Below are 22,511 nucleotides of genomic sequence, written 5' to 3'. Positions count from 1 at the left end.
ATAATGAAATGATCAGGGGCGACGTCCTGGAAGCCACCTTCCGATGCGTCGCCCGGATTTCCACCTGACTTGAAATTCGCCGAAAGCGACATCATCTAGGTGATATCGTCTGTCTTCCGGCACGGAGTCAATGCTGCCGCCTATGAATAGTCTGCATATTGCGAGTTACAACATCCACAAGGGCTTTTCCGCGTTCAACCGCTTGCGCGTCCACGAACTGCGCGCGGGGTTGGAGGGGCTCGCACCGGATCTCGTCTTCCTGCAGGAAGTGCAGGGCATGCACCAACGCCACGCAGTGCGTCACACTAACTGGCCGGTACAACCGCAACACGAGTTTCTGGCGGGCGCGATATGGCGCGATCATGCTTATGGACGCAATGTGGTCTATGAGCACGGGCACCACGGCAATGCGATTTTGAGTCGTTATCCGATCGTCAGATCGGACAATCACGACATCACGACCTATAGTTTCGAGAAGCGGGGCATGCTTCATTGCGAAATCGCCGTGCCGGGGCTGCCCCAGCCGCTGCACTGTCTCTGCGTGCATTTGTCGCTCGCAGGGCAGGGACGTCGGCGTCAGTTCGAAATGTTGACGGAGCGGGTGGCCGATGCCATTCCTGCAGATGCGCCGCTGATCATCGCGGGCGATTTCAACGACTGGAGCAATCAGGCGGACCGTTTGCTAGCCGACAAGCTGGCATTGACGGAGGTGTTTCAGAACAGTGTCGGGCGTCCGGCACGCAGTTTTCCGAGTGGATTGCCGCTGTTGCGACTTGACCGCATCTACGCGCGCGGCTTTCATATCGAAGGGGCGCAAGTCTTGCACGGGCGCCCCTGGTCACGGATTTCCGATCATGCGCCGATCAGTGCCCGACTCGTGCCGTCGGATACCGGGAAGGACATGAACGGTTCCTCTCTCCCGTCGTTCAACCCTCGTTCCCCCCAGTGAGGTAGCTATGAACATCGGACAAGCGGCGCAGGCCAGCGGCGTGACGGCCAAGATGATCCGGTACTACGAGAGTATCGGCCTGATGCCTCCGAGCCCTCGCTCCGAGGCAGGTTACCGACGATATGGCGAGCAGGACCTGCATCTGCTTCGGTTCATTCGTCAGGCGCGTCGGCTCGGTTTCGGCATCGACCAGATTCGCCAGTTGCTGGCGCTCTGGCAGGACAGGGGGCGCTCCAGCGCACAGGTGAAGGCGCTCGCGCAGTCCCATGTAGACGAACTTAACCAGCGCATCGGCGAACTGGTCGCCATGCGCGACACGCTCTCGCATCTTGCGATGCATTGCCACGGCGACGACCGCCCTGACTGCCCGATTCTGGAAGGGCTGGCATCGGCGGATCTGTCCGGCAATTTGGGCGCAAAGAGCGATTGCGCGACGAATGCAGCGGCCGCGTGCGGCACCGCGACACAACCGGGCACCGTGCCGACGACGTCGACCACCGGGGCACCCACCGGCGGGGCGGTCGCTGACGGCGATGCCCAGGTCGCACGCCACGTGCCGTAAGGGTGCCGAGGTCGTGACAGTCATGTGACGGTACGGATCCGTCACATGGGAAGCCTCATTTTTCAGGATGACGCGCCGCAACAGCGGCGCTTTTTTTGTCTCGCGAATTTTGATTGCGCAGTGCGACGGCATGCCGCAGCGGGTCGTTTTGGTGCTGTTGTTTTTATATAAACATTTGATTTTTATGTGAATTTTATGGAATTGACTCCATTCGAAGTGATGCTCTAGCAGAATTTGTTGGTTTTTCACATATAGGGGCTAACCCTTAACGGGAAAACCCTATATAATGCGAAGCACTGCTGCGATGCAGCACACTAATGAATTGGAGAAACGTCATGTTTGCCGCCCTGTTTGAAGTCGTGAACACTTGGTTTGAAACTGCTGAGCGCCGTCGTCGTGAAGCATTCCTGGCTGAGTCGAAGGACATCATTGAGTTGGAACACCGTATCCGCGCGCTCGAAACCGCCGGTTACTAAGCAAGTCAGAAGTCCTTCCGGACGAGCGGTCGCTGCTGGCGCAACCAGGCAAGTCGATCGTCTTATCGGGCGATTCCCGTCATCGTTGTGATGACGTGCGACGGCGCCCAACCGTGAGTCCGGATGCCACTCCCGCTGTTCCGGGATTGGCCACACAAGCCCGCCACTTTGGCGGGCTTTGTCGTTTACGGCGGCCCCATCGCGTCGTCGCACGCTCTTTGCTGTCGGCCGTCCGCCTCCCTTCATTTCCGTCCCCTCCCGAAACTGATAGGTTTTCCTCAACGGCTCAGTGAGTCGAACGGCACTACTGTGCTCAAGTGCCTACCTGACGTGCATGAGCGCTTGATTCGCAACCGATTTGCCCTCAAAGCCGTAGCTCGATTCAAGGCCGCCTGACGTGTCGTTTTTAGTAATGGTATTGATAATCATTACTATTATTATTAAACTTTCGCCGAATTGAGATGTCGCGTCGTGCCCGGCGAGGCTCTCGAGGGTGCCGTTGTCGTACGCAGTTTTCCTCTCTTGTGGAAAGGGATTCGCCGCCGACCGGCAAGTCTCTTCCCAGTCCAGGTATCGGTCCGTTGCCGGGGCGCACTCCAACAAGTTGTTCCTCATGTCGCTCGCTTCCCGTTCTTCCCGTTTTGCTCGAGTCTCTCGCGCTGGCATCGTCACGCCCAGTGCAGGTCAATGGCGCTCGCTGCGCCCGATTGTCGTCGCGTCGGCGCTGACCTTCGGCTCGGTCGTTTTCGGTGGCAACGCCGTGGCGCAGCCTGCGCAGGCGGGCGATGCTGCAGGGGCAGCACAGGCTGGCGCACAAAATCCTGTCGCATTGCCAACGGTGACCGTGTCGGGAGATCGGGAGACGTCGCCTAACGACACGCAGCCAGCGTATGTGGGCGGACAGGTGGCACGCGGCATGAGCTTCGGGGTGCTCGGTAATCAGAGCACGCTCGACGTGCCGTTCAGCATGAGTGCGTACACGTCGAAGATGATCGAAGATCAGCAAGCGCGCACGCTTGCCGACGTGCTCGATAACGACCCGTCGGTGCGTATGTCGCGCGGCTTCGGCAACTTCGCACAGACGTTCGTGATTCGCGGCTTCACGCTGGCGGGCGACGACATTTCGCTCAATGGGCTCTATGGCATCACGCCGCGTCAACTGGTTTCGACCGAAGCGCTCGAACGTGTCGAGCTGTTCAAGGGGGCGAACGCGTTTTTGAATGGCGCGTCGCCGGGCGGTTCGTCCATCGGTGGCGGTGTGAATCTGCAACTCAAGCGGGCAGACGACACGCCTCTGAACCGTGTGACCATCGATGGCAGCGGTTCAGGCGAATTCGGGACGCACATCGACGTCGGCCGCCGCTTCGGCAGCGAAGGCCAGTTCGGTATTCGTGTGAATCAGGCGATTCGTGACGGTGAGACCGCCGTCGACCGGGAGCATTCGAACTCGCGGACGACATCGGTTGCGCTTGACTGGCGCGGCGACAAGTTGCGTCTGTCGGCGGACTTCCTCTATCAGAAGCAGCACATCGGCTCGGGTCGGGCGCTGTACAACTTCTCGGGCAACGTGCTGCCGCAACCGCCGGCGGCGACGTCGAACTACGCGCAGTCGTGGAGCTACACCACGCTGGAAGACAGCGTCGGTATTCTGCGTGCCGAGTACGATTTCCTGCCGCACTGGACGGCCTACGTCACTGGCGGTATCCGTCACACGAACGAGAACGGGGAGTATTCGAATCCTACGTGGAAGGGGGCGTCGAGCCCTGTGACGGCGACGCGTCTGAATGCACCGCACCAGGAAGATGCGCTCTCCGGTGAAGTGGGCGTGCGCGGTCGCTTTACGACGGGGCCGGTGTCGCATTTCTTCACGGCAGGGGCGTCGGGAACGCGTCTGGACTCGCAGTCTGCGTTCACGTTCGCCTCCGCTTTCAATACGAGCTTCGTCAATCCGCCGCAAGTGGCCTATCCGGCGACGTCGTCGCAAGGTGGCAACCTGAACGACCCGCAGACGACGGCGCTCACGTTGTTGCGTAGTGTCTCCGCGTCGGACACGCTGGGTTTCTTCAACGACCGCGTTTTGGCCACGGTCGGCGTGCGTCATCAGTCGATCGGTGTGAACAACTACGGTTACACCGGTGTGCAATCGCTGGCTTACAACGACGCCATCACCACGCCGCTGTTCGGCATCGTCGTCAAGCCGTGGCAGAACGTGTCGTTGTTCGCGAACCGTAGCGAAGGTCTTGCCGCAGGGACGACGGCACCGCAGGGGACCGTGAACTACGGTCAGTCGTTACCGCCGTATCGTTCGAAGCAGATTGAATTCGGCGCGAAGTACGATACGGCGCGTTTCGGTGCGTCGATTGCGTTCTATCAGATCGAAAAGCCGTCGGCTTATACGAATGCATCGAACGTCTATGTGGCAGACGGGCTTGAGCGCCACCGCGGCGTCGAAGCTTCGGTGTATGGCAGCCCGGTCAGGAATGTGCGCGTGATCGCCGGGGTGTCGTACATCAACGGCACGCTGCTCAATCAATCGAGCGCGGCGACGAACGGCAATCGTCCGGTCGGCGTGCCGACGTTCCAGTACAACCTCGGTGCGGAATACGACATTCCCTGGGTGCAGGGCCTGACGTTGAACGCGCGCTGGATTCACACGGGCCGTGAGTACGCGAATATTGCGAACACGGCGTCGATTCCGGCATGGGATCGATTCGACGTGGGCGCGCGTTATGCCACGCAGATTTACGGCAAGTCGACGACGTTCCGTCTGAGCGTGCTCAACGTGACGAACAAGGCGTACTGGTCGAGCGTGTCGTCGAGCAACTACCTGACGCTGGGGGCGCCGCGTACGTTCCTGCTGTCCATGACGACGGACTTCTAAGTCGTCGCGGTCCTGGCGACCTCACTGCCTCGCTGACGACGGAAAACGCAGCTTGCAGTCGCGCCCCGGTGCTGTTCGCAGCCCGGGGCGTTTTTTCGTCCGCTTTTTGTCCGCTTGCCGGATGGATCATTTCTCGATGCTGAACTCGGTCGCGATCGCCGCTCCGTTGGCGAGAGAAGTGACGCCGTAGTATTTGTCGCCCACCTTGAACATGAAGCGGCACCAGTTTTCGGTGAGCGCTCGCCATTCCAGATTCACGCAATAGGAGCCGTTGTCGTTGACCGACCAGGTGCCGGTGGCATGCGCGACCTGCACACTGCGCCCACCCGATCCGATGTTGCCTTTGTTGTCGCTCGTCGCATTGAGCGATCCGCCGGACTCGTTGACCCACTTGCGTGTGCTGCCGTTCTGAATAACGTTAGTGATGTGAGCGCCGGGCATTAGCGAACGTAAGTCGTCGACACTGAGTTGTTGGCCGTTGGCGTCTTTGATGTCGGAGAGATGCATCGGATCGGCGGCGGCGAGTCCGGGCAACCAGAGAAGCGCTGCGACCGCAGCGAGGGTGGTGATGCGAAGGGGCTGGGGGACAGAAGAAGCGAAGCGGTGAACCATGATGACTCCCGGACGAGGCTTGCCGACACATACGCAAGCCGACGAGGCGCACACCTGACGGGCGCATCGTCTGGCACTTTTGCCCCCGCGCTGCGGCGGGGTGTCGCTATCGGTCCGGGCGATGAGCGGTCGGGAAGGCCGACCGCGCCATGCGTTACCACTATAGGTGACAGTGCGAGGTCTGCCCAGTTTCCCGGTCAGTCAGTGCCGTACTTCGGCGAACGCGGACCGTAGAGCATGCCGTTAGGACGTCCGGCGGACAGCAGACGCGCATTGGCCGTGCCTGCGACCGTGTAACCGGCGTTCGACACGCTGTTGACGATCTGCTTGACGGCCGCTGTGACCAGCATGCCGATCAACCCGCCGCCACCGCTGTTGTTGCCCTCGTTGTTCGACGCACTGGCTGCGCCGCTCCACAGCTTCGCACCGTTGCGCAGATCGATGAGTTCGGCCGAGACCGTCACGACGGTGGCGCTGTCGAGCACCATGTACTTCGTGCCGTACTGACTGATCTTGATGTAGAGCGCAGCGTCCGCGCCGAAGATTTCACGCAGCTTGGCCGGGCTGACCTGATGGATGTCACCGGCGACGGTCAGACCGTTCTGACGGAACGACTCGTCGACCAGCGTCACCGGCATCACGTAGTAGCCGGCTTCGCCCAGCGGCACCGTGACTTGCGAGAGCACGCTGTAGGTCGCGTCGATATCCGGCGATTCGTTCAGCGGCGGCAGTACGAGAATCGACTTCGGCTTGCTTTCCTTGAACGCGGTGTAGTCATACGGCTTGGCTTGATGCACAGCGCAACCGGTCATCACGGCGGCGAGCGCGGCGACCGTCATCCATTTGCAGAGTCGGGCGATCATTGCTTGGCCTCCGGGGTCTTGTTCTTAAGCAGGAAGTCGATGTAGCTGGCCGATTCGGGGAACAGTTGCTTTTCGGTCTGGAACTCTTCGACCATCTTGTCGGACTTGCCGACAGAGGCGTAGAGCAGGCCGAGGTGAGCGTGATACCCGGGGGGCGCAGCGTGATTGGATGCCTTGATCTTCTCCAGATCGCGCTCCAGCGCAATGATCTGGGCTTCCTTCGATTCGCCCTTGAAGTATTCGTAGACTTGCGGCTGATAGCCTTCCCAGTCATACAGCGGCTTGGGCGGTGTGGCGCAGCCGGAGAGTGCGAGGATGACGCTGCCCGCGATAGCGGCGACGGCGATCCGGCCGGACGAGAACGTGCGATTCATGACGATTGATGTCCTGACGTGCAAAGCCGAGCGCGTGACGAATCACACGCTACGGCTTGCTGCAAAAAAGGGTGTCGGTGCGCTTACTTGCCCGGCTTCCAGGCACCGCTCTCGATACCGGCAACGAGCTTGTCGACGGCTTCGCGCATGGCGAGGTCAAGCACCTTGCCATTGAGCGTGGAGTCGTAGCCCGCAGTGCCGCCGAAGCCGATGACTTCGCGATTGGAGAGTGCGAATTCGCCCGCGCCGCCGCTTGAGTAGACAACCTCCGACGTGGCGATATCGACCACGTTCAGGTTGACCTTTGCGTAAGCGATCTGCTCGCGGCCACGGCCGAGAATGCCGAACAGTTGCTTGTCGCCCACTTCCTTGCGGCCGAACTCGACCACATCGCCGGTGATCACGTAGTCGGCGCCCTTGAGCGTCTGCTTCGTCTTCTTGATGTCGGCTTCCTGACGGATCTCGGCCATGTTGTCGCGGTCGAGCACGTTGAAGCGCTGGGTCTGTTGCAGATGGGTAATCAGAATCGTCTTGGCCTGGCTGCCGAGGCGATCGACGTTATCGGAAAAGACGCCGCGCATGTACGCGGAACGGTTGTCGAACTTGCCGACAGCGATCGGCGTGCGCACGCCAACGTACGGACGGCTGGCACTCTCAACCTTGGCGACTTCCACGGTACGCGAACTTTCGGTGGCGCAACCGCCGAGCACGGCCATAGCGAGCGTGGCAGCGCTGAGCAGCGCAATGCTGGACTTCCTTTTCTGCACGGTGATACCCCTGAGTGTGTTGTCACCCGCCGGACGATGCATCGTGGCATCGTTCCGATGCGGACATCTGAAGCCCTTACCTCTTTAAAGTTGTCTGTCGCTTGTAGTAAGCGTTGGTAAGGGGTGCTGATGGTAGCACGCGTTTTCGGTGCGTTGTAACGCCCACTTGCATCCTGCGTACCCTGAGTCCGCGGTTCACGTGGGAGACTGCAATTCAGAAAGTTCGCATGGTCGAGGATGGCTGGACTCGCGTGATCCGGCGCGAGTTGCGTTGGCTTATATGGCCGATAGCCGCTGGCCTGAGTGACCTCGGTTTGTGAGTTTTCCTATCGTCTGGAGACATTTCTGTCGACATTGGCCGTTCTCAGCCCAGCCCGAAGATCAGCAAGAGATTGGTCGCAGTGATGACGGCAAAAAGGCACCACGCGAACACCTGCGTCGGACGTCCGATCGTATTGCCGTTCATCACGCGCGCATCGCTGACCGAGCGAATGAGCGGCCACATGGCAAACGGCAGTTGCAGGCTGAGCAGCACCTGACTCCACACGAGCAGTTTGCCCACAGCACCGTCGCCGAGCCACAACACCCCGATCAGCGCGGGCACGAGTGCGAGTCCGCGCGTAATCAGTCGACGCTGATAGCACGGAATCTTCATGTGCAGGAAACCGTCCATGATGACTTGCCCGGCGATAGTGCCCGTCAGTGTCGAACTTTGCCCCGACGCGAGCAGGGCGATGCCGAACATGAAGGCGGCAGCACCCCCCGCAATCGGCGTAATTAACTGATACGCCTGCTCGATATCGGTGACGTTGGTCTGACCGCTGGCGTGAAAGACAGAGCCAGCAAGAATCAGAATTGCCGCATTCACACACATGGCGATCAGCAGCGAGACCCAGGTATCGATGCGCACTAACGCGAGCGTGTCGTGCACGTCGCCGCGCTTGCCGCCGACGACCCGCCGGGTCTGCACGACGGAAGAGTGCAGGTACAGGTTGTGCGGCATGATCGTCGCGCCGACGATGCCCAGCGCCAGTACGATCGCGTCGCGCCGGTCGTGACTGGGCGCGCCCGGGACAAGACCCGCGGCCACCGCGTGCCAGTCGGGCGGCACCATCGCGACCTGCGCGATGAAACAGAACGCCATCGTGCCGATCAATCCGAAAACGATGGCTTCGATCTGACGGAAGCCTTTGCCCTGTAGTCCCAGCACGATCATCGTGTCGAGCGCGGTGAGCACGATCCCCCACGCGATGGGTACGCCCAGCAGCAGCTTGAAGGCCAGTGCGCAGCCGAGCACTTCGGCGATATCGCACGCAATGATGGAAATCTCGGCCGTGATCCATTGGATGAAACGACCCGTGCGGCCGTAGCGTTCGTAGCTGGCCTGCGCAAGATCGCGCCCGGCGACCAATCCCAGACGCGCTGCCAGCATCTGCAAAAAGATGGCGGCGAGACTCGAGAGCGCCACGACCCAAAGCAGCGAGTAACCGAATTGCGATCCTGCCTGAATGTCCGTCGCCCAGTTGCCGGGATCCATGTAGCCGATGGCGACGAGCAGTCCGGGGCCGGCGAAGCGTTTGAGTTTGGTCCAGCGCGACTGACGCGCGTCGATGACGATGCTGCCTTTGACCTCGGCGGGGCAGAAGGGAGCGGTGGCAGTGGTCGGGAGCGGCATGAGGAGTGGGTTGCGTGTAATGACGCTCACGTTAGCCGGGCCGGCGTTTGGCCGCAAGCGCGATCGGCGTGATGGGGCGGCCATGAAGATGCCGTCGACGGCAAATGAACTGCTATACTGTACATTCATACAGTATTTGGGCGCATGATGACCCTGCCGCTTTCCTCCCCTCTGCCTGCCGGGCTATGGCGTGCCAGTGAGCTGGCGCGTTGCCATCGCGCGGGCCACACCACCGGCTTCGCCGCGCTCGACGCCGAGCTGCCCGGCGCGGGGTGGCCGCATGGCGCGGTGACGGAACTGCTGAGCGATCGTCCGGGCATCGGTGAATGGCGTCTGCTGGCACCGGCATTGCGCGATCTGACGCAGGCAGGAAAGCCGGTCATAGTGATTGCACCGCCGATGCTGCCCTATGCCCCGGCGCTGGCGGGGTGGGGCATCGATCTGCGGTGGTTTAGTGTGGTAATGCGCCCGTCTTATACAGCGTCCCCGGCGTCCCGGTCGACGCGCACTTCCCGAGTGCGGCGCGGGGCCGGGGGGCAAGGCGGAGGACAGGGTATGAAGCCCGAGGACCGCGACATGCTGTGGTGCGCCGAGCAGGCGCTCAGGAGTGCGTGCTGCGGAGCGGTGCTCACCTGGCTACCGGCCGCGACACCCGAGCAGCTTCGGCGGCTTCAGGTGGCCGCTGGCGGTGGCGAAACGCTGACCTGGGTGATGCGTCCGTCGGCGGCCGTGTCGACCGCGTCCGCAGCGCCATTACGGCTGGGACTGGTTGTCGCAGAGGAGAGCCGCCTCGGCGTGCAGTTTCATAAGCGTCGTGGACCGCCTCGCTCCGAACCGCTCTGGCTGATGTTGCCTTCGCCCTATACGCGCGCGCCGCAATCGCTGACCAGAGGCGCAGACGACGAAGCGCCGCTGCATGCCCAGCCCGATCCGGCACCGTCGCCCGTGCCGTCCACGGTGTCTTTTGTTTCTGCTTCCGGAGTCTCGCATGGCCTGCTGGATCGCCCTGCATCTGCCCTGTCTGGCACTCGAGATCGCCTCGCCGCTCACGTCACTCCCGTCGCGCATACGGGCTGACGTGCAGGCAGGCGAGAGCGACACGCAAGCCGACACGACGGTCGTGCTGGCGCAGTCGCGTGTCTGGCAGGCGAGCGAGGCGGCGCAGGCGGCGGGTGTGCAACCGGGCATGCGTCGCGGCGGTGTTCTCGCGCTCTTGCCGCAGGCGCGGTTTCACGATCGCGACGAAGCCGCCGAGGCGCTTGCGCTTGAAGCGCTGGCGCTGGCGTTGCTGCGTTTCGGCCCCGATGTGGCGATTGCCGCGCCGCAGTGTGTATTGATCGATGTCGCGCCGAGTTTGCGTCTGTTTGGTGGATTGGCGTCGTTGGCGGCACAGGTGCTGGAAAGTGCCGAGTCGCTCGGGCACCGGGCATCGCTGGGTATTGCCGCGACGGCCAGTGCGGCAACGCTGCTCGCACGCGCCGCGCTGGCTGTGCCGTCACACGTCGATCCTCATGCGCCGACGTCTCAGGACATGCAGGCAGCGATGAAGTCGCGTGCATCGCGTCGCTCGATCGTGCCAGTGACGAAGTCGGCAGCGGGGGCGACGTCATCCTTGTCATCCTCGTCGTCGTCGCCTTCCGAGCCACTGCTGCCGCCGCCATTGACGGCGCTACCGGCGCAACTCGATCCGCTCCCGGTGGCGTTGCTGCCAGAAGCGCAGCCGTGGCTCGACTGGCTCGCCCAGATCGGTTGCGCGACGTTGAGCGAATTGCGTGCACTGCCGTCGGCGGGTGTGAGACGTCGCTGCGGTGCCGCGCTGCCTGCATCGCTCTCGCGCGCCTATGGCGAAGCGCCGGAAGCGCCGGCGTGGTATCGCGCGCCGCCGCATTTCGAAGCCGTGCTGCCGTTACCGTCGCTCACGCATGACGTTGAAGTCTTGCTGTTCGGCTTGCGCCGTCTGCTCGCGCAACTGACGGGATGGCTCGCCGCCGGGCAACTGGCCACGCAGGCCTTGACGCTGATTCTCGAACACGAGCCGCTTGGTCGGGAGACCCTGGAACCGACGCGTTTCGACATCCGTCTGGCCGAAGCGAGCGCCGCACCGGCGCACTTGCTGTCGCTCTGCAAGGAACGACTGGCACGTTCTCCGTTGGTCGCGCCGGTGCTGACGCTGCGGCTCGACGTCACGCAGACGGCGCAGCATGTCCCGCAAAGCGGTTCGTTGCTGCCCGAGCCGGGGCGCGAGCGGCAGGATTTCGTGCAATTGATGGAGCGCGTCGCGGCGCGTCTGGGAGATGAACACGTGCGGCGTTTGCAGGTGCGTGGAGATCATCGTCCCGAAGCGGCGTTCGTGAGCGTGCCTTATGGAGTGAACGCGGGAGCGAATGCAGGCATGAGTGCGGAGGCAGGGGCGACGTCTGCGTCGAATCGTCATCTGCCGGATACCGTGAGCGCACTGCCGCCGCGTCCGGCGTGGCTGCTCGACGCGCCCCAGCGGCTCAGCATGCAGCAGGAGCGTCCGTGGCGGCAGGGGCCGTTGCAACTGGTGAGTGGCCCGGAGCGTATCGAGGCTGGCTGGTGGGAGCCGGGCACGGTCACGCGCGATTACTTCATCGCAGCGGACACGACGGGGGCGTTGTTGTGGGTGTTTCGTGAGCGTCCCGTGAAAGGGGCAGACGCTGCCTGGTATTTGCATGGCCTGTTCGGTTAAGACGAACGGGGACGCAGTCTTATGAATGTCGACGATTTTCTCCCGTGGCAAGGGCCGACCGAAGGGCTGGCCGCGAACGACGACGGTGCCGATACCCCCGATGCGGCACCCTCTGCCCTGCACGGACAGGAAGACGACAGCCTGCCCGCGTATGCCGAATTGCACTGCCTGTCGAACTTCTCGTTTCAACGGGGGGCGTCGCATCCGGAGGAGTTGATCGCGCGCGCAGTGCATCTGGGTTACACCGCGTTGGCGATTACCGACGAGTGTTCGCTGGCCGGTGTGGTGCGGGCGCTGGCAGAGTCGGCCAAGCACGAGCCACCGTTGGTGTCACTGATCGTGGGGAGTGAGTTTCGATTGACGCCCGAAGTGGACACGTTGTCTGCCTCGGAACTTGACGCCCTCGGCACCGTGCATCTCGTAGCCCTCGCGCAGCATCGCGAGGGCTACGGCAATCTGTCCGAGATGATCACGCTCGGGCGTATGCGAGGTCCGAATCGCAGCTATCGCCTGCATGCGAGGGATTTCAGCGCGCCGGACGAGGCGCACGCCCATCTGCTGGGTTTGCGAGGTTGTCTGATCATCCTCGTGCCGGATCCCGACGCGAGTGATGAGCATACGCAGGCGCAGACTCGCTGGGCAGCGCAGACTTTTGGCGAGGGGCGTGTATGGCTGGCGCTGGAGCGTCGTCATCGTGCCGACGACGAGGCGCAACTGGCGCGCCTTCACGCCATTTCTGCCGAGTGCGGCGTGCCGCTCGTCGCGACGGGACACGTGCTCATGCATGTGCGCTCGCGCAAGCCGCTGCAGGATACGCTCACAGCCATCGGATTGGGCAAACCGGTACAAGCATGTGGCCTGGCATTGACGGCGAATGCCGAGCAGCATCTGCGTACGCGACTGCGGCTTGCCTGGCTTTATCCGAAAGATGCACTGGCGCAGACGATTGCCATCGCTTCACGATGCCATTTCGATCTGCGGAGTCTGCGTTATGAGTACCCCGAAGAACTGGTGCCTGCGGGGCATACGCCGGAGTCGTATCTGCGTCAGGAGGTGGAAGCGGGCGCGAAGCGACGTTATCCGGGCGGTTTGCCGTTGAAGGTGCGCCAGCTCATTGAGAACGAGCTGGCACTTATCCGCGACCTTGAGTACGAGCCGTACTTCCTGACGGTCTACGACATCGTGAGCTTTGCTCGTAGTCAGAACATTCTCTGTCAGGGCCGAGGTTCGGCAGCCAATTCGGCGGTTTGTTATTGCCTTGAGATCACGGCGGTGAATCCCGACGAGGTGCAGTTGCTGTTCGGGCGGTTTCTCTCGAAGGAGCGCAACGAACCGCCGGATATCGATGTGGATTTCGAGCATCAACGGCGCGAAGAGGTCATCCAGTACATCTACAAGAAGTATGGCAACGACCGGGCGGCGTTGGCTGCGACGGTCATCAGTTACCGCATGCGTAGCGCGGTGCGCGACACGGGTCGGGCGTTGGGGATCGATCTGTCGATCGTCGAGCAGGTGGCGCAGAGTCAGCAGTGGTGGGACGGCAAGGAGAATCTCCTCGCACGCATGGCGGCGCAGGGGCTGTCGCCCGACGCGCCGACGACGCGGTTGTGGGCCGATCTGGTGGCCCGTCTCATCGGTTTTCCCCGGCATCTGTCGCAGCACGTGGGCGGCTTCGTGATCGCTCGCGACCGACTCTCGCGGCTCGTGCCGATTGCGCCGGCGGCGATGGAGAACCGCTACGTCATTCAATGGGACAAGGACGACATCGAGACTCTCAAGCTGCTCAAGGTCGACGTGCTTGCGCTCGGCATGCTGAGTGCACTGCGTCGTACGCTCGATCTGTTAGGGGAGTGGCGTGGCGCACCGATCGGGCTTGCCGATATTCCGCGAGACGATCCGGCGACGTACGGCATGATTCGTCGTGCCGACACGGTAGGCGTTTTCCAGATCGAGTCGCGAGCGCAGATGAGCATGCTGCCGCGTCTGAGACCGGAGACGTTCTACGATCTGGTGATCGAAGTCGCGATTGTGCGTCCCGGGCCGATTCAGGGCGGGATGGTGCATCCGTATCTGCGCCGCAAGCAGAAGAAAGAGAAGGTGGTCTATCCGCGTGAGGAGATCAAGGTCGCGCTGGAACGCACACTGGGTGTGCCGATCTTCCAGGAGCAAGTGATGCAGATCGCGATGATCGCTGCCGATTTTTCAGCGGGCGATGCGGATCAATTGCGTCGCTCGATGGCCGCATGGAAGCGCAAGGGCGGATTGGAGAAATTCCAGACGCGCATCATTTCCGGCATGCTGAAGAACGGTTACCCGCTCGAGTTTGCCGAGGCCATCTGCCGACAGATCGAAGGCTTTGGCGAGTACGGATTTCCCGAGAGCCACGCAGCGAGCTTCGCGTTGCTCGCCTACGCAAGTGCGTGGCTCAAGTGCCACGCGCCGGAGATGTTCCTGTGCGGCTTGCTCAATAGTTTACCGATGGGATTTTATTCCGCATCGCAGCTGGTGCAGGATGCGCGTCGGCATCGTGTCGAAGTTCGGGCGGTGGACGTGTGCGTGAGCGATGTCGAGTCACGTCCTGAGGTCAGGATCACCCGATATGGGGAGGCCCGTCGTCCGGCGGTGCGATTGGGCTTGTCGCTGGTCAAGGGGCTATCGGCCGAGGGGGCGAAAGCCATCGAAGAGGCCCGTCGTCGACGGCCCTTCACCGATATCGATGACCTCACCGCCCGAGCTGCGTTATCGCGCCGCGACCTCGATGCGCTGGCTGCTGCAGATGCACTGTCGGCGTTGTTGGGCGGACGTCGTCAGGCGCGCTGGACGGTCGCTGCGTGGCAGCCGCCCACGCCGCTCTTGGGCGCAACCGTCTTGCGCGACGCCGCGCCCGGCAGCACAGACGAGCAGGTGGCCCTGCCGCCGATGCCCGAGGGGCAGGACATCGTGGCCGATTACGCGAGTACGGGGCTCACGCTTCGGCGTCACCCGCTGATGCTGTTGCGCGAGAAGCTGAACAAGATGCGGGTGCGCACGGCAAAGGAGTTGCAGTCCGAGGGCGTGAATGGCCGACGTGTACGCACCGTCGGCATCGTGACGGGACGACAGCGGCCGGGCACCGCCAATGGCACGGTCTTCGTGTCGCTGGAAGATGAGACGGGCGTCATCAACGTGATCGTCTGGCCCGATCTGGTGGAAGCGCAGCGCAAGGAGTTGCTGGCGTCGTCGCTATTGGGCGTGGAAGGGGTATGGCAGCGCGAGGAGCGTGTGACCCATCTGGTCGCACATCGCCTGATCGATCTCTCGTCGATGCTCGGCGAACTCACGATCTCGAGTCGGAACTTTCACTAAGCGGATTTCGATAGGATGGTGTGTCTTCGGCCCCCAGCCATGCGTGGACTCGCCTTCTCGATTTGACGTGACCGGCGCCTCGTTTTACTATTGACGTCGCGCGTTAATAACGCGTTACGTTATTATGTTTTTTGATTGAAAATTTCAAATGCAGGGATACGGCACTGCTGTTCAGCGGGCGTCGCGTGATGCGCTGGCGTGCGGTCGAGTCGGCCGCTATGCGTAAGCTTCAGCAACTCCATGCGGCGGCCACACTGAGTTTCTTACGCGCGCCACCGGGTAACAGACTTGAAGCGCTGCGCGGAAATCGTCTGGGACAGTACAGCATTCGGATCAACGACCAGTGGCGGTTGTGTTTCCGTTTTGACGCGGGCACCGCTTCCGACGTCGAAATCGTCGACTACCACTGATCGCAACGCGCCCGCAAAGGTGGGTGTGTTCCGATATTTCTGCTGAGTTCGAGAAAGGTCGATGGAGGACAATCATGACCCGACAAGTACCATTGGCAACACCGGGCGAGATTCTCGCGCAAGAGTGGCTCGGCCCGATGGGCATCTCGCAATACGCACTGGCTAAAGCCATTGATGTGCCCCCTCGCCGGATCAATGAGATCGTGCTCGGCAAACGGGCGATTACCGTCGATACCGCACTGCGTTTAGGGGCGTTCTTTGGCGTGGATGCGCAGAGCTGGCTCAATCTCCAAAATCAGTACGATGCTGAAATCGCGCGCGCGAACATGGTCGATGTTCTGAAGACGATCAAGCACCGAGCACGGGCGTTGCTCGCAGCCGCATGAGGTGCGGCTGCATCGCAATGTCATCCATCAATGCGCAGCATCCGCCTGTTTGCCCGCTTCCTGCGCGAGCGCATTCGCTTCCTCTTCGCTACGCAGACCGTTGAAATGGGCATTGAGCAGGACCGCGCTGATCGACGCGAGCAGAATGCCGCTGTGGAAGAACGGGGCGAGTGCGTGCGGCAGCTTCATGAAGAACTTGTCCGACGCTACCGGAATCATCCCCACACCGATGCTGATCGCAATGATGTACAGGTTGTAGCGGTTCTTCGACAGATCCACCGTCGACAGAATCTTGATGCCCGTGGCCGTCACCATGCCGAACATCACGATACCCGCGCCGCCCAGCACGAATTGCGGCACCGACGCCACCACGTGCGCCACCTTCGGAAACAATCCCAGCACGATCAGAATCAACCCACCCATCGCGCATACCCAGCGGCTCTTCACGCCCGTCACGCCGACCAGCCCCACGTTCTGTGAAAACGAGGTGTACGGGAACGTGTTGAAGATGCCGCCGATCACGGTGCCGAGGCCGTCGACACGCAACCCGCGCACCAGCGTCTTCTGATCGACCGGACGCCCCACGATGTCGCCCACCGCAAGGAACATACCGGTCGATTCGATGAACGTCACGAGCATCACGAGCGTCATCGTCGCGATGGCGATCGGATCGAAGCGCGGCACGCCAAAATGGAACGGCATGACGAAACCGAACCACGGCGCTTCCGACACCCCCGCAAACGACACCTTGCCCAGCGCAATCGCCACTATCGTGCCGAACAGAATCCCCAGCAGCACCGCAATGTTGGAGAAGAAGCCACGCACGTATTTCGTGATGAACAGGATGCAGAGCAGCACCGCAAACGACACGCCCAGATACAGCGGGTTACCGAAGTCAGGGTTGCCGAAGCCGCCGGCTGCCCAGTTGATGCCCACGCCCATGAGCGAAATGCCGATCACCGTGATCACGGTGCCTGTCACCACAGGCGGGAACAGCCGCAACAACTTGCCGATGTAAGGTGCGATCAGAATGCCGATGATCCCGGCGGCAATCGTCGCGCCGTAAATATCGAGCAAACCGAGGTCGGGATTCGTGCCGATGGCGATCATCGGCGTGACGGCAGTAAACGTCACCCCCATCATGATCGGCAGACGCAGGCCGAAGATCCACAGGCCGAGCGTCTGAATCAGTGTGGCGATACCGCACGCAAACAGATCGGCGTTGATGAGAAACGCAATCTGATCGACCGACATCTTGAGGGCGCCGCCGATGATCAGCGGTACTGCGACAGCCCCCGCATACATCACCAGCACGTGTTGCAATCCCAGCGTGAACAACTTGGGGAGCGGCAGGCGCTCGTCGACCGGATGTACCGGTGCAGCAGCAGATTGCGTCATGTCTTCTCCTGGTCCGACGGTACGAATTGATTTGCTTGGCGAAACCGAGCGTAAATTTTTTACCGGGGCGCAGCGAGTCGTGTCAAAAAACACCCGGTCTCACGACGGGCGACAGACGACCAGTGACCGACGCGCAGTCGTGGAGAAAAACTGCGGTCTGGCGACATAGTACGCCTGAGTTCTTACGGCCATGTCCGAATGCGTGGAATCCTTGTGCGGCAAGGGTTGACGGGTGGTCGGAGGCGACGATTCCACCGGCGCGAAGGCGACCGCCCGTATGCAAAATGTCCTGTGCCGCAGGGACGCCACAGGACCGACGTTTCGGCACATATCGGATTCGCAATACCAAAGATTGCGTCTGACGTATGAAACGCCGAGACACCGGGAGCGGTGACGACATCATCCCGGCGACATTATGGTGTCTGTGGCGTGCGTCGGGAAGGGGAGCGTGGAAAGCGAAGGTGAAAGTGAAACGCCCGCCGACAATCGTCAGGCGGGCGTTGGTGAGACTGTCCGGTGTCGTGAAGCGTGTCAGCGCCCGGCGGTGCCCGACGGTTTGCGGGCAAGCGAGTCGGCCACATTCGTGCCGCTCGCGGTGTTTTGCTGCGCCACGCTTTCGAGCTTGCTGGAAATCTCCTCCCCCATGTAATGCAGGAACTCCATTTCCTTCGCCCCGATGCCGCCGGCGCACAATGCGCCGCCCCAGTCGCCGTAGAGCAGCGCCACGGTCTGGTTACGCTGGCGAACCGGCAGCAGGAAGAACGATTTCACGTTCGAGAAATGCTGACGGTGCCACAGCGGAATGCGCGGTACGATGCGCGGCTCGCGGGCATTGTCGATCAGGATCGCCCGGCCGTTGGTCAGCGCGAGATGGAAGACGTCCGGCTCGAACGCTTCGGGGAAGGTCAGGCCCAGCAACGGCTGTACCTCGCGACCAATGCCGAAGCGCATCTCGAAGACCTTGCTCGCGGGCGAGCGCACGAAGGCTGCACAGTTCACGAAGCCGAGCGACTGGAGAATCGCTTCGAGCGTCAGGTTGAGCAGGCCCACGGCGTCGGTCTCGCCGGTGGCGGCGCGCACTTCGGAAAGCCCGTCGGCCAGACGCCGCGCCGAATCCAGCGGCTTGCCTGCCGGTGGCTGACGCGTATTCGACGCGCCCGTGCTGATGGCGATGAATTCCTGATGGCTCGTGTCGCGCGCCATTTCTTCGCCGACCGACACCACCTCGCTGATGTCCAGCGCCAGACGGTCGGCATAACGCTCTGCGAGTTCGGCAAGGCGCTCAGGATCTGCGCCGCGCGTGAGCTCTGTCACCATCTCGTTGGACATGTTCGCCACCGCGCACAGCCAGTCGGCGTGCGAGAGCGGGGCGTCGCCTTCGAGATCGATCGGACGCATGCTGGTCGCAATCGACTCCGGCAGACCCCACTTGCGGGCGGCAGCCTCGGCCAGTTCGGGGAACGTGATGCCGAGCACCTGCTCGCAGGCGTCGCTGTCGCTGATGCCCCGCTCGGCGGCAATTTCCTGAATCTCGACCCATTCGTTCGGGAAGCAATACGTCACCAGCAGGCGTGCCACGTGATGCAGCAACGTGCAGACGACGGCTTCTTCGCCGTCGCGAATCCCATTCTTGGCCGTAATGTCGCGTGCGAAAGCGCCCGCCAGCGTGGCGCGAGCCAGTTCGCGCGCCATGTCGTCGCGACGTGCGGCGACTTCGCCGAAACCTTCGAGCAGCTTCAGGCTTAGGGCGAGGTGGCCGATCGTGTCGACGCCCAGAATCATGATCGCGCGCGAGACCGTCGTCACGTTGCAGCCGAACGGCGCATACATGGCGGAGTTGGCCAGACGAATCACTTTCTGGGTGAGGGCGAAATCCGAGAGCACGGACGACGCGAGGTCGGCCGTACTGGTGTTCTCGCTTTGCATGGCAGACACGATGCCCGTAACCGAGCGTTGCAGCGACGGAAAGTCGCCGCGCTCGGCCATGCGCTGCCACAACAATTCGAGCGTTTTTTCTTTGGTAAGGCTCATGGTAGCGGGGTTGTCCGGTCAGTGGCCGGCATCCACGTTGAGACGCCCGCTCGCAAAGGCCGCCTCCAGTTCTCCCGCAGGCAGGGCCTTCGATACCAGCCAGCCCTGGATGGAATGGCAGCCGCGATCGATCAGCATCTGCCGTTGTTCTTCCGTCTCGACCCCTTCGGCCACCGCCGACAGACCCAGCTCGCGTGCCAGTCCCAGGACTGCCGTCACAATCGTACGGTCGTTCGGTGACGTGGGCATGTCTTTGACGAAACTGCGGTCGATCTTGAGCGCGGAGAGCGGGAACCGCTTGAGGTAGCCCAGACTCGAGTAGCCCGCGCCGAAGTCGTCGACGGCGAAGCGCACGCCCAGCGTCTGCAACTCGCGCAGCACCAGATTGGCCTGCTCCGGGTCGCGCATGAGCACGCTTTCGGTAATTTCGAGCACAAGGCGGTGACCTTCCACGCCGGAGTCGGCAATGGCCTGCCACACGAGGCTCGGGAAAGACGGATGGTGAAACTGTTGTGCCGAGACGTTGACGGACATGTAGATCCCGTCGAGCCGGGTGCGATCCCAGCGCGCGAGCTGCATGCACGCGGCGCGCAGTGCCCAGCCGCCCAGCAAGTTGATCAGACCGTTGGCTTCGGCCAGCGGAATGAACTCGGCGGGCGAGACCGGACCGAGCGCCGGGTGCCAGCGCATCAGCGCTTCGACACCCTTCACGTTCAGCGAAATCGGGTCGCAGATCGGCTGGTAATGCAGGCTGAATTCACCGTTGTGAATGGCCTCGAACATCGCCGATTCCAGCGAAAACGCCTTGCGGTGCAAATCGCCCAGATCGTCCGTGTAGACGAACAGTCCGTTGCGACCGCGATCCTTGGCGCAATACATGGCGGCGTCGGCATGCTTGATGAGCAGACCGGCCGAGTCGCCGTGTTGCGGGTAAAACGAAACACCGATGCTGGTCGTCAGGTGCAGCAACTGGTCGCCGACCTGGAACGGTTGCTGCACCGCCGAAAGCAGTCGCTTCATGATGCCGCTGAGCGCCTGTTCGTTGTCGCAGCCGGGCAGCACCAGCACAAACTCGTCGCCGCCCATGCGCGCGGCCATGTCCGTCTCGCGAATCTGTGCGATCAGACGTTGACCTGCATCGCGCAGCAATTGGTCGCCCACGTCGTGGCCGAGCGAGTCGTTGACCTTCTTGAAGCCATCCAGATCGAGCAGAGCGACGGCGAAGTTCGGACCGCCTTCGCGCGCATGCTGGATCGTCTCTACGATGCACTGCTGAATATATTGACGATTCCCGAGCCCGGTCACGGCATCGCGTACCGCCAGATCGGACAGACGCGCTTCGTTTTCCTTGAAGGCGGTGATGTCTTCGCCGTGCACCAGAAACGATGCGCTTGCACCCGCGATGCGGGGCGTGTACTGGGCAATGCGCAGACGCATCCAGACCCGGTCGGTCAGACCACGCAGCAGGCGCACGGTGCACTGTTGAGGGCCGAGGGTCTGGGCGGCGGAAAAGGCGTCCTGAAGCAGGGGAACGTCTTCGATGCCGGTCAGCTCGAAGAGGGTGGCGTGGTCGATGTACTCACGCGAGTACTCGAGCAGGCGCAGGGAGGCTTCGGCAATGAAAAGGAAACGGCCATCGGCACCCACATGTGCCGATAGTCCGCCGGTCAGCTCGACCAGCGCCCGGGACAATGCCGGGGCCGGCGCCGTGGCATTGGCCTCGGCGATTGCCGGTGCCAGGGCCGAAGGTTCGACCAAAGGCACACCGGCTGGGAGTCGATCTGAACTCATTGTTGTTGTCTGTACATGCATCACGTCGAGCGCGCTGCCGCTCATGTGCTTCCCCGTTCAGGCAAACGCGCTCATGGCCGGACCTTGGTCCGGCGGGTGTTCGATGGATTGTGGGCCATTATAGCTAAAGACGCCAGCGATTTTGATGGCCTCAACCCCCGTTTTAACCCCGTTGCACGCCGCTTTTCGTCCGAATTCCCATGTTGGATTTTTTCCTACAAGACGATCGGGATTTTTTCCCGCAAGGCCGGTGGCGTTCGGTCTACGTACGACCCGAATCGTCCGCCCGGTGCACCTCCATGCCGCCGGTGCAACCCCGGCGCGATCATCGTGCGTGCGCCAGTCTACCCAAGCGCGAGCGACTTGAGGGCACCGCAATCGTGGATTTTTATCATTGCGATGCAACATCGCAACAGCGGCACAAGCCCCGCAGTGCTTCGCTGTGCCATGAATTCGCGGCGGATGAGAGTCACGCCGGAAAATTGAGAATCGGGAGACGGCGAGTGCCGTCGATGTCGAATCAGCCGTGCGCGTGCATCTCGTGCGCGAGCGACCACGCGATGCACGCGCGGGCGAGTGCTGCGGACGCGTCCAGCCCAAATCGCCCGAGTGGTGTTTCACACGTGGCAAGGGCGACCGGGATTTCGGTGCAGCCGAGAATCACGCGCTGTGCGCCAGCCGCGAGCAGTTGCTCCATCGCCATTGCAAGCGCTTCACCGCCGCGACGAATTTCCCCTGCCTTGGTGAGCCGGATGCCTTCGTTCACGAGCGTCTGGTGCGCAAGCGGGTCGCTGGCCGAGACAAAACGGTATCCCAGCGCCTCGAGCCGTGGCCGGTAAACGTTGGCGTGATGGGTGCCTTCGGTCGCCATCAGGCCGATGGGCGAGCCGGCGGCGACACAGGTGGACAGTTCGCCAGCGACGGCTTCGACCACGTCGAGCACCGGCAGACGGGTGCGATGACGCAGCGCGTCGAGCCAGGCATGGGCGGTATTGCACGCGATGGCGATGCAGCCGACACCCGATTGCTCCAGCGCATGCACGCCGTCGAGCATGCCGTCGAGCGGCGAGGCGCCGTCGCGCAGCAGGGCTTCGGTCCGGTCGGGGATCTGGGGCACCGAATACAGGATGAACGGGATGTGATCCTGATCGCGGTTGGCCGGATGTTGATCGACGATCTTGCGGCAGAGGTCGATACCGGCGGCGGGGCCCATACCGCCGAGAATGCCGAGCGTGGCGTGCGAGTTCATGATGGTGGTGAATCTGCGGGAACTGCAAAAAA

Annotated in this window: 17 protein-coding genes and 1 pseudogene; 9 read left to right on the top strand and 9 right to left on the bottom strand. The window is 62.2% G+C overall.

Going from position 1 to position 22,511, the window contains the following annotated elements; genetic code table 11:
- Positions 1 to 142: 142 nt before the first annotated feature.
- The 4 genes and pseudogenes from NTU39_RS18530 (at position 143) to NTU39_RS18515 (ending at position 4,868) form a co-directional block, all read left to right on the top strand.
- Positions 143 to 949 (top strand): endonuclease/exonuclease/phosphatase family protein, encoded by an 807-nt coding sequence (locus NTU39_RS18530; RefSeq protein ID WP_257958255.1) that lies wholly within the window; start codon positions 143 to 145, stop codon positions 947 to 949.
- Between the two features lie 7 nt (positions 950 to 956).
- Positions 957 to 1,349, top strand: a pseudogene (gene cueR / locus NTU39_RS18525) (Cu(I)-responsive transcriptional regulator); the annotation flags it as partial.
- A 497-nt stretch (positions 1,350 to 1,846) separates the two neighbouring features.
- Positions 1,847 to 1,987 carry a DUF3563 family protein gene (locus NTU39_RS18520; protein WP_150666478.1) on the top strand — a complete coding sequence of 47 codons (141 nt, stop codon included), beginning with the start codon at positions 1,847 to 1,849 and terminating at the stop codon, positions 1,985 to 1,987.
- Between the two features lie 613 nt (positions 1,988 to 2,600).
- A complete protein-coding gene (locus NTU39_RS18515; RefSeq protein WP_257958254.1) occupies positions 2,601 to 4,868 on the top strand; it encodes a TonB-dependent receptor in 2,268 nt (755 codons plus the stop codon).
- A 126-nt stretch (positions 4,869 to 4,994) separates the two neighbouring features.
- Here NTU39_RS18515 and NTU39_RS18510 read toward each other — a convergent pair whose 3' ends face one another.
- From NTU39_RS18510 to NTU39_RS18490, 5 genes are all read right to left on the bottom strand, one after another.
- Entirely contained in the window at positions 4,995 to 5,480 is a 486-nt protein-coding gene (locus NTU39_RS18510; RefSeq protein WP_150666480.1) for a DUF995 domain-containing protein, read from the bottom strand.
- Between the two features lie 197 nt (positions 5,481 to 5,677).
- Positions 5,678 to 6,343 carry a DUF799 domain-containing protein gene (locus NTU39_RS18505; protein WP_217426192.1) on the bottom strand — a complete coding sequence of 222 codons (666 nt, stop codon included), beginning with the start codon at positions 6,341 to 6,343 and terminating at the stop codon, positions 5,678 to 5,680.
- Complete coding sequence (locus tag NTU39_RS18500; RefSeq protein WP_039397056.1) at positions 6,340 to 6,717, bottom strand: DUF4810 domain-containing protein; 378 nt, start codon at positions 6,715 to 6,717, stop codon at positions 6,340 to 6,342. The genes NTU39_RS18505 and NTU39_RS18500 overlap by 4 nt, the downstream gene beginning before the upstream one ends.
- A gap of 83 nt (positions 6,718 to 6,800) precedes the next feature.
- The gene (locus NTU39_RS18495) at positions 6,801 to 7,433 is read right to left on the bottom strand and encodes a CsgG/HfaB family protein (RefSeq protein WP_246184761.1); all 633 of its coding nucleotides are present in this window, start codon (positions 7,431 to 7,433) and stop codon (positions 6,801 to 6,803) included.
- A 415-nt stretch (positions 7,434 to 7,848) separates the two neighbouring features.
- On the bottom strand, positions 7,849 to 9,159 hold the full coding sequence (locus NTU39_RS18490) for an Nramp family divalent metal transporter (RefSeq protein ID WP_150666481.1): 1,311 nt from the start codon (positions 9,157 to 9,159) through the stop codon (positions 7,849 to 7,851).
- Between the two features lie 144 nt (positions 9,160 to 9,303).
- On the opposite strand from NTU39_RS18490, the gene NTU39_RS18485 reads away from it, so the two are divergent.
- The 5 genes from NTU39_RS18485 to NTU39_RS18465 all read left to right on the top strand — a co-directional run bounded on the left by NTU39_RS18485 (position 9,304) and on the right by NTU39_RS18465 (position 16,010).
- Positions 9,304 to 10,236 (top strand): damage-inducible protein, encoded by a 933-nt coding sequence (locus NTU39_RS18485; protein ID WP_257958253.1) that lies wholly within the window; start codon positions 9,304 to 9,306, stop codon positions 10,234 to 10,236.
- Positions 10,148 to 11,869 carry a Y-family DNA polymerase gene (locus tag NTU39_RS18480; protein WP_257958252.1) on the top strand — a complete coding sequence of 574 codons (1,722 nt, stop codon included), beginning with the start codon at positions 10,148 to 10,150 and terminating at the stop codon, positions 11,867 to 11,869. Before NTU39_RS18485 ends, NTU39_RS18480 begins: the two co-directional genes overlap by 89 nt.
- Before the next feature lie 21 nt (positions 11,870 to 11,890).
- The gene (locus NTU39_RS18475) at positions 11,891 to 15,214 is read left to right on the top strand and encodes an error-prone DNA polymerase (RefSeq protein WP_150666483.1); all 3,324 of its coding nucleotides are present in this window, start codon (positions 11,891 to 11,893) and stop codon (positions 15,212 to 15,214) included.
- A 188-nt stretch (positions 15,215 to 15,402) separates the two neighbouring features.
- Positions 15,403 to 15,624 carry a type II toxin-antitoxin system RelE/ParE family toxin gene (locus NTU39_RS18470; RefSeq protein WP_505557877.1) on the top strand — a complete coding sequence of 74 codons (222 nt, stop codon included), beginning with the start codon at positions 15,403 to 15,405 and terminating at the stop codon, positions 15,622 to 15,624.
- Positions 15,625 to 15,698: 74 nt separating this feature from the next.
- Positions 15,699 to 16,010, top strand: a complete 312-nt coding sequence (locus NTU39_RS18465; RefSeq protein ID WP_039397058.1) for a HigA family addiction module antitoxin — start codon at positions 15,699 to 15,701, stop codon at positions 16,008 to 16,010.
- 27 nt (positions 16,011 to 16,037) lie between these two features.
- Here NTU39_RS18465 and NTU39_RS18460 read toward each other — a convergent pair whose 3' ends face one another.
- The 4 genes from NTU39_RS18460 to cuyB form a co-directional block, all read right to left on the bottom strand.
- The gene (locus NTU39_RS18460) at positions 16,038 to 17,408 is read right to left on the bottom strand and encodes a nucleobase:cation symporter-2 family protein (protein ID WP_150577008.1); all 1,371 of its coding nucleotides are present in this window, start codon (positions 17,406 to 17,408) and stop codon (positions 16,038 to 16,040) included.
- A gap of 531 nt (positions 17,409 to 17,939) precedes the next feature.
- Complete coding sequence (locus NTU39_RS18455; protein WP_150666485.1) at positions 17,940 to 19,439, bottom strand: HDOD domain-containing protein; 1,500 nt, start codon at positions 19,437 to 19,439, stop codon at positions 17,940 to 17,942.
- Positions 19,440 to 19,457: 18 nt separating this feature from the next.
- Positions 19,458 to 21,230: a putative bifunctional diguanylate cyclase/phosphodiesterase gene (locus NTU39_RS18450; protein WP_174985136.1), complete on the bottom strand. Its 1,773-nt coding sequence runs from the start codon at positions 21,228 to 21,230 to the stop codon at positions 19,458 to 19,460.
- Between the two features lie 520 nt (positions 21,231 to 21,750).
- Positions 21,751 to 22,479, bottom strand: coding sequence for a cysteate racemase (gene cuyB, locus NTU39_RS18445; RefSeq protein ID WP_150666487.1), 729 nt, complete (start codon positions 22,477 to 22,479; stop codon positions 21,751 to 21,753).
- Positions 22,480 to 22,511 lie beyond the last annotated feature (32 nt).

The organism is Pandoraea commovens, from assembly GCF_024704525.1.
Taxonomy (GTDB): domain Bacteria; phylum Pseudomonadota; class Gammaproteobacteria; order Burkholderiales; family Burkholderiaceae; genus Pandoraea; species Pandoraea commovens.
The sequence above is the reverse complement of the archived record's forward strand: the minus strand, read 5'-3'. Positions and strand labels throughout refer to the sequence as shown.

Coding starts and splice junctions, on each gene's coding strand:
- NTU39_RS18465 (WP_039397058.1), top strand. CDS start 15,699: ATGACCCGACAAGTACCATTGGCAACACCGGGCGAGATTCTCGCGCAA.
- NTU39_RS18480 (WP_257958252.1), top strand. CDS start 10,148: ATGGCCTGCTGGATCGCCCTGCATCTGCCCTGTCTGGCACTCGAGATC.
- NTU39_RS18470 (WP_505557877.1), top strand. CDS start 15,403: ATGCGCTGGCGTGCGGTCGAGTCGGCCGCTATGCGTAAGCTTCAGCAA.
- NTU39_RS18520 (WP_150666478.1), top strand. CDS start 1,847: ATGTTTGCCGCCCTGTTTGAAGTCGTGAACACTTGGTTTGAAACTGCT.
- NTU39_RS18500 (WP_039397056.1), bottom strand. CDS start 6,717: ATGAATCGCACGTTCTCGTCCGGCCGGATCGCCGTCGCCGCTATCGCG.
- NTU39_RS18485 (WP_257958253.1), top strand. CDS start 9,304: ATGATGACCCTGCCGCTTTCCTCCCCTCTGCCTGCCGGGCTATGGCGT.
- NTU39_RS18455 (WP_150666485.1), bottom strand. CDS start 19,439: ATGAGCCTTACCAAAGAAAAAACGCTCGAATTGTTGTGGCAGCGCATG.
- NTU39_RS18490 (WP_150666481.1), bottom strand. CDS start 9,159: ATGCCGCTCCCGACCACTGCCACCGCTCCCTTCTGCCCCGCCGAGGTC.
- NTU39_RS18515 (WP_257958254.1), top strand. CDS start 2,601: ATGTCGCTCGCTTCCCGTTCTTCCCGTTTTGCTCGAGTCTCTCGCGCT.
- NTU39_RS18530 (WP_257958255.1), top strand. CDS start 143: ATGAATAGTCTGCATATTGCGAGTTACAACATCCACAAGGGCTTTTCC.
- NTU39_RS18510 (WP_150666480.1), bottom strand. CDS start 5,480: ATGGTTCACCGCTTCGCTTCTTCTGTCCCCCAGCCCCTTCGCATCACC.
- NTU39_RS18505 (WP_217426192.1), bottom strand. CDS start 6,343: ATGATCGCCCGACTCTGCAAATGGATGACGGTCGCCGCGCTCGCCGCC.
- NTU39_RS18460 (WP_150577008.1), bottom strand. CDS start 17,408: ATGACGCAATCTGCTGCTGCACCGGTACATCCGGTCGACGAGCGCCTG.
- NTU39_RS18450 (WP_174985136.1), bottom strand. CDS start 21,230: ATGAGTTCAGATCGACTCCCAGCCGGTGTGCCTTTGGTCGAACCTTCG.
- NTU39_RS18475 (WP_150666483.1), top strand. CDS start 11,891: ATGAATGTCGACGATTTTCTCCCGTGGCAAGGGCCGACCGAAGGGCTG.
- NTU39_RS18495 (WP_246184761.1), bottom strand. CDS start 7,433: ATGGCCGTGCTCGGCGGTTGCGCCACCGAAAGTTCGCGTACCGTGGAA.
- cuyB (WP_150666487.1), bottom strand. CDS start 22,479: ATGAACTCGCACGCCACGCTCGGCATTCTCGGCGGTATGGGCCCCGCC.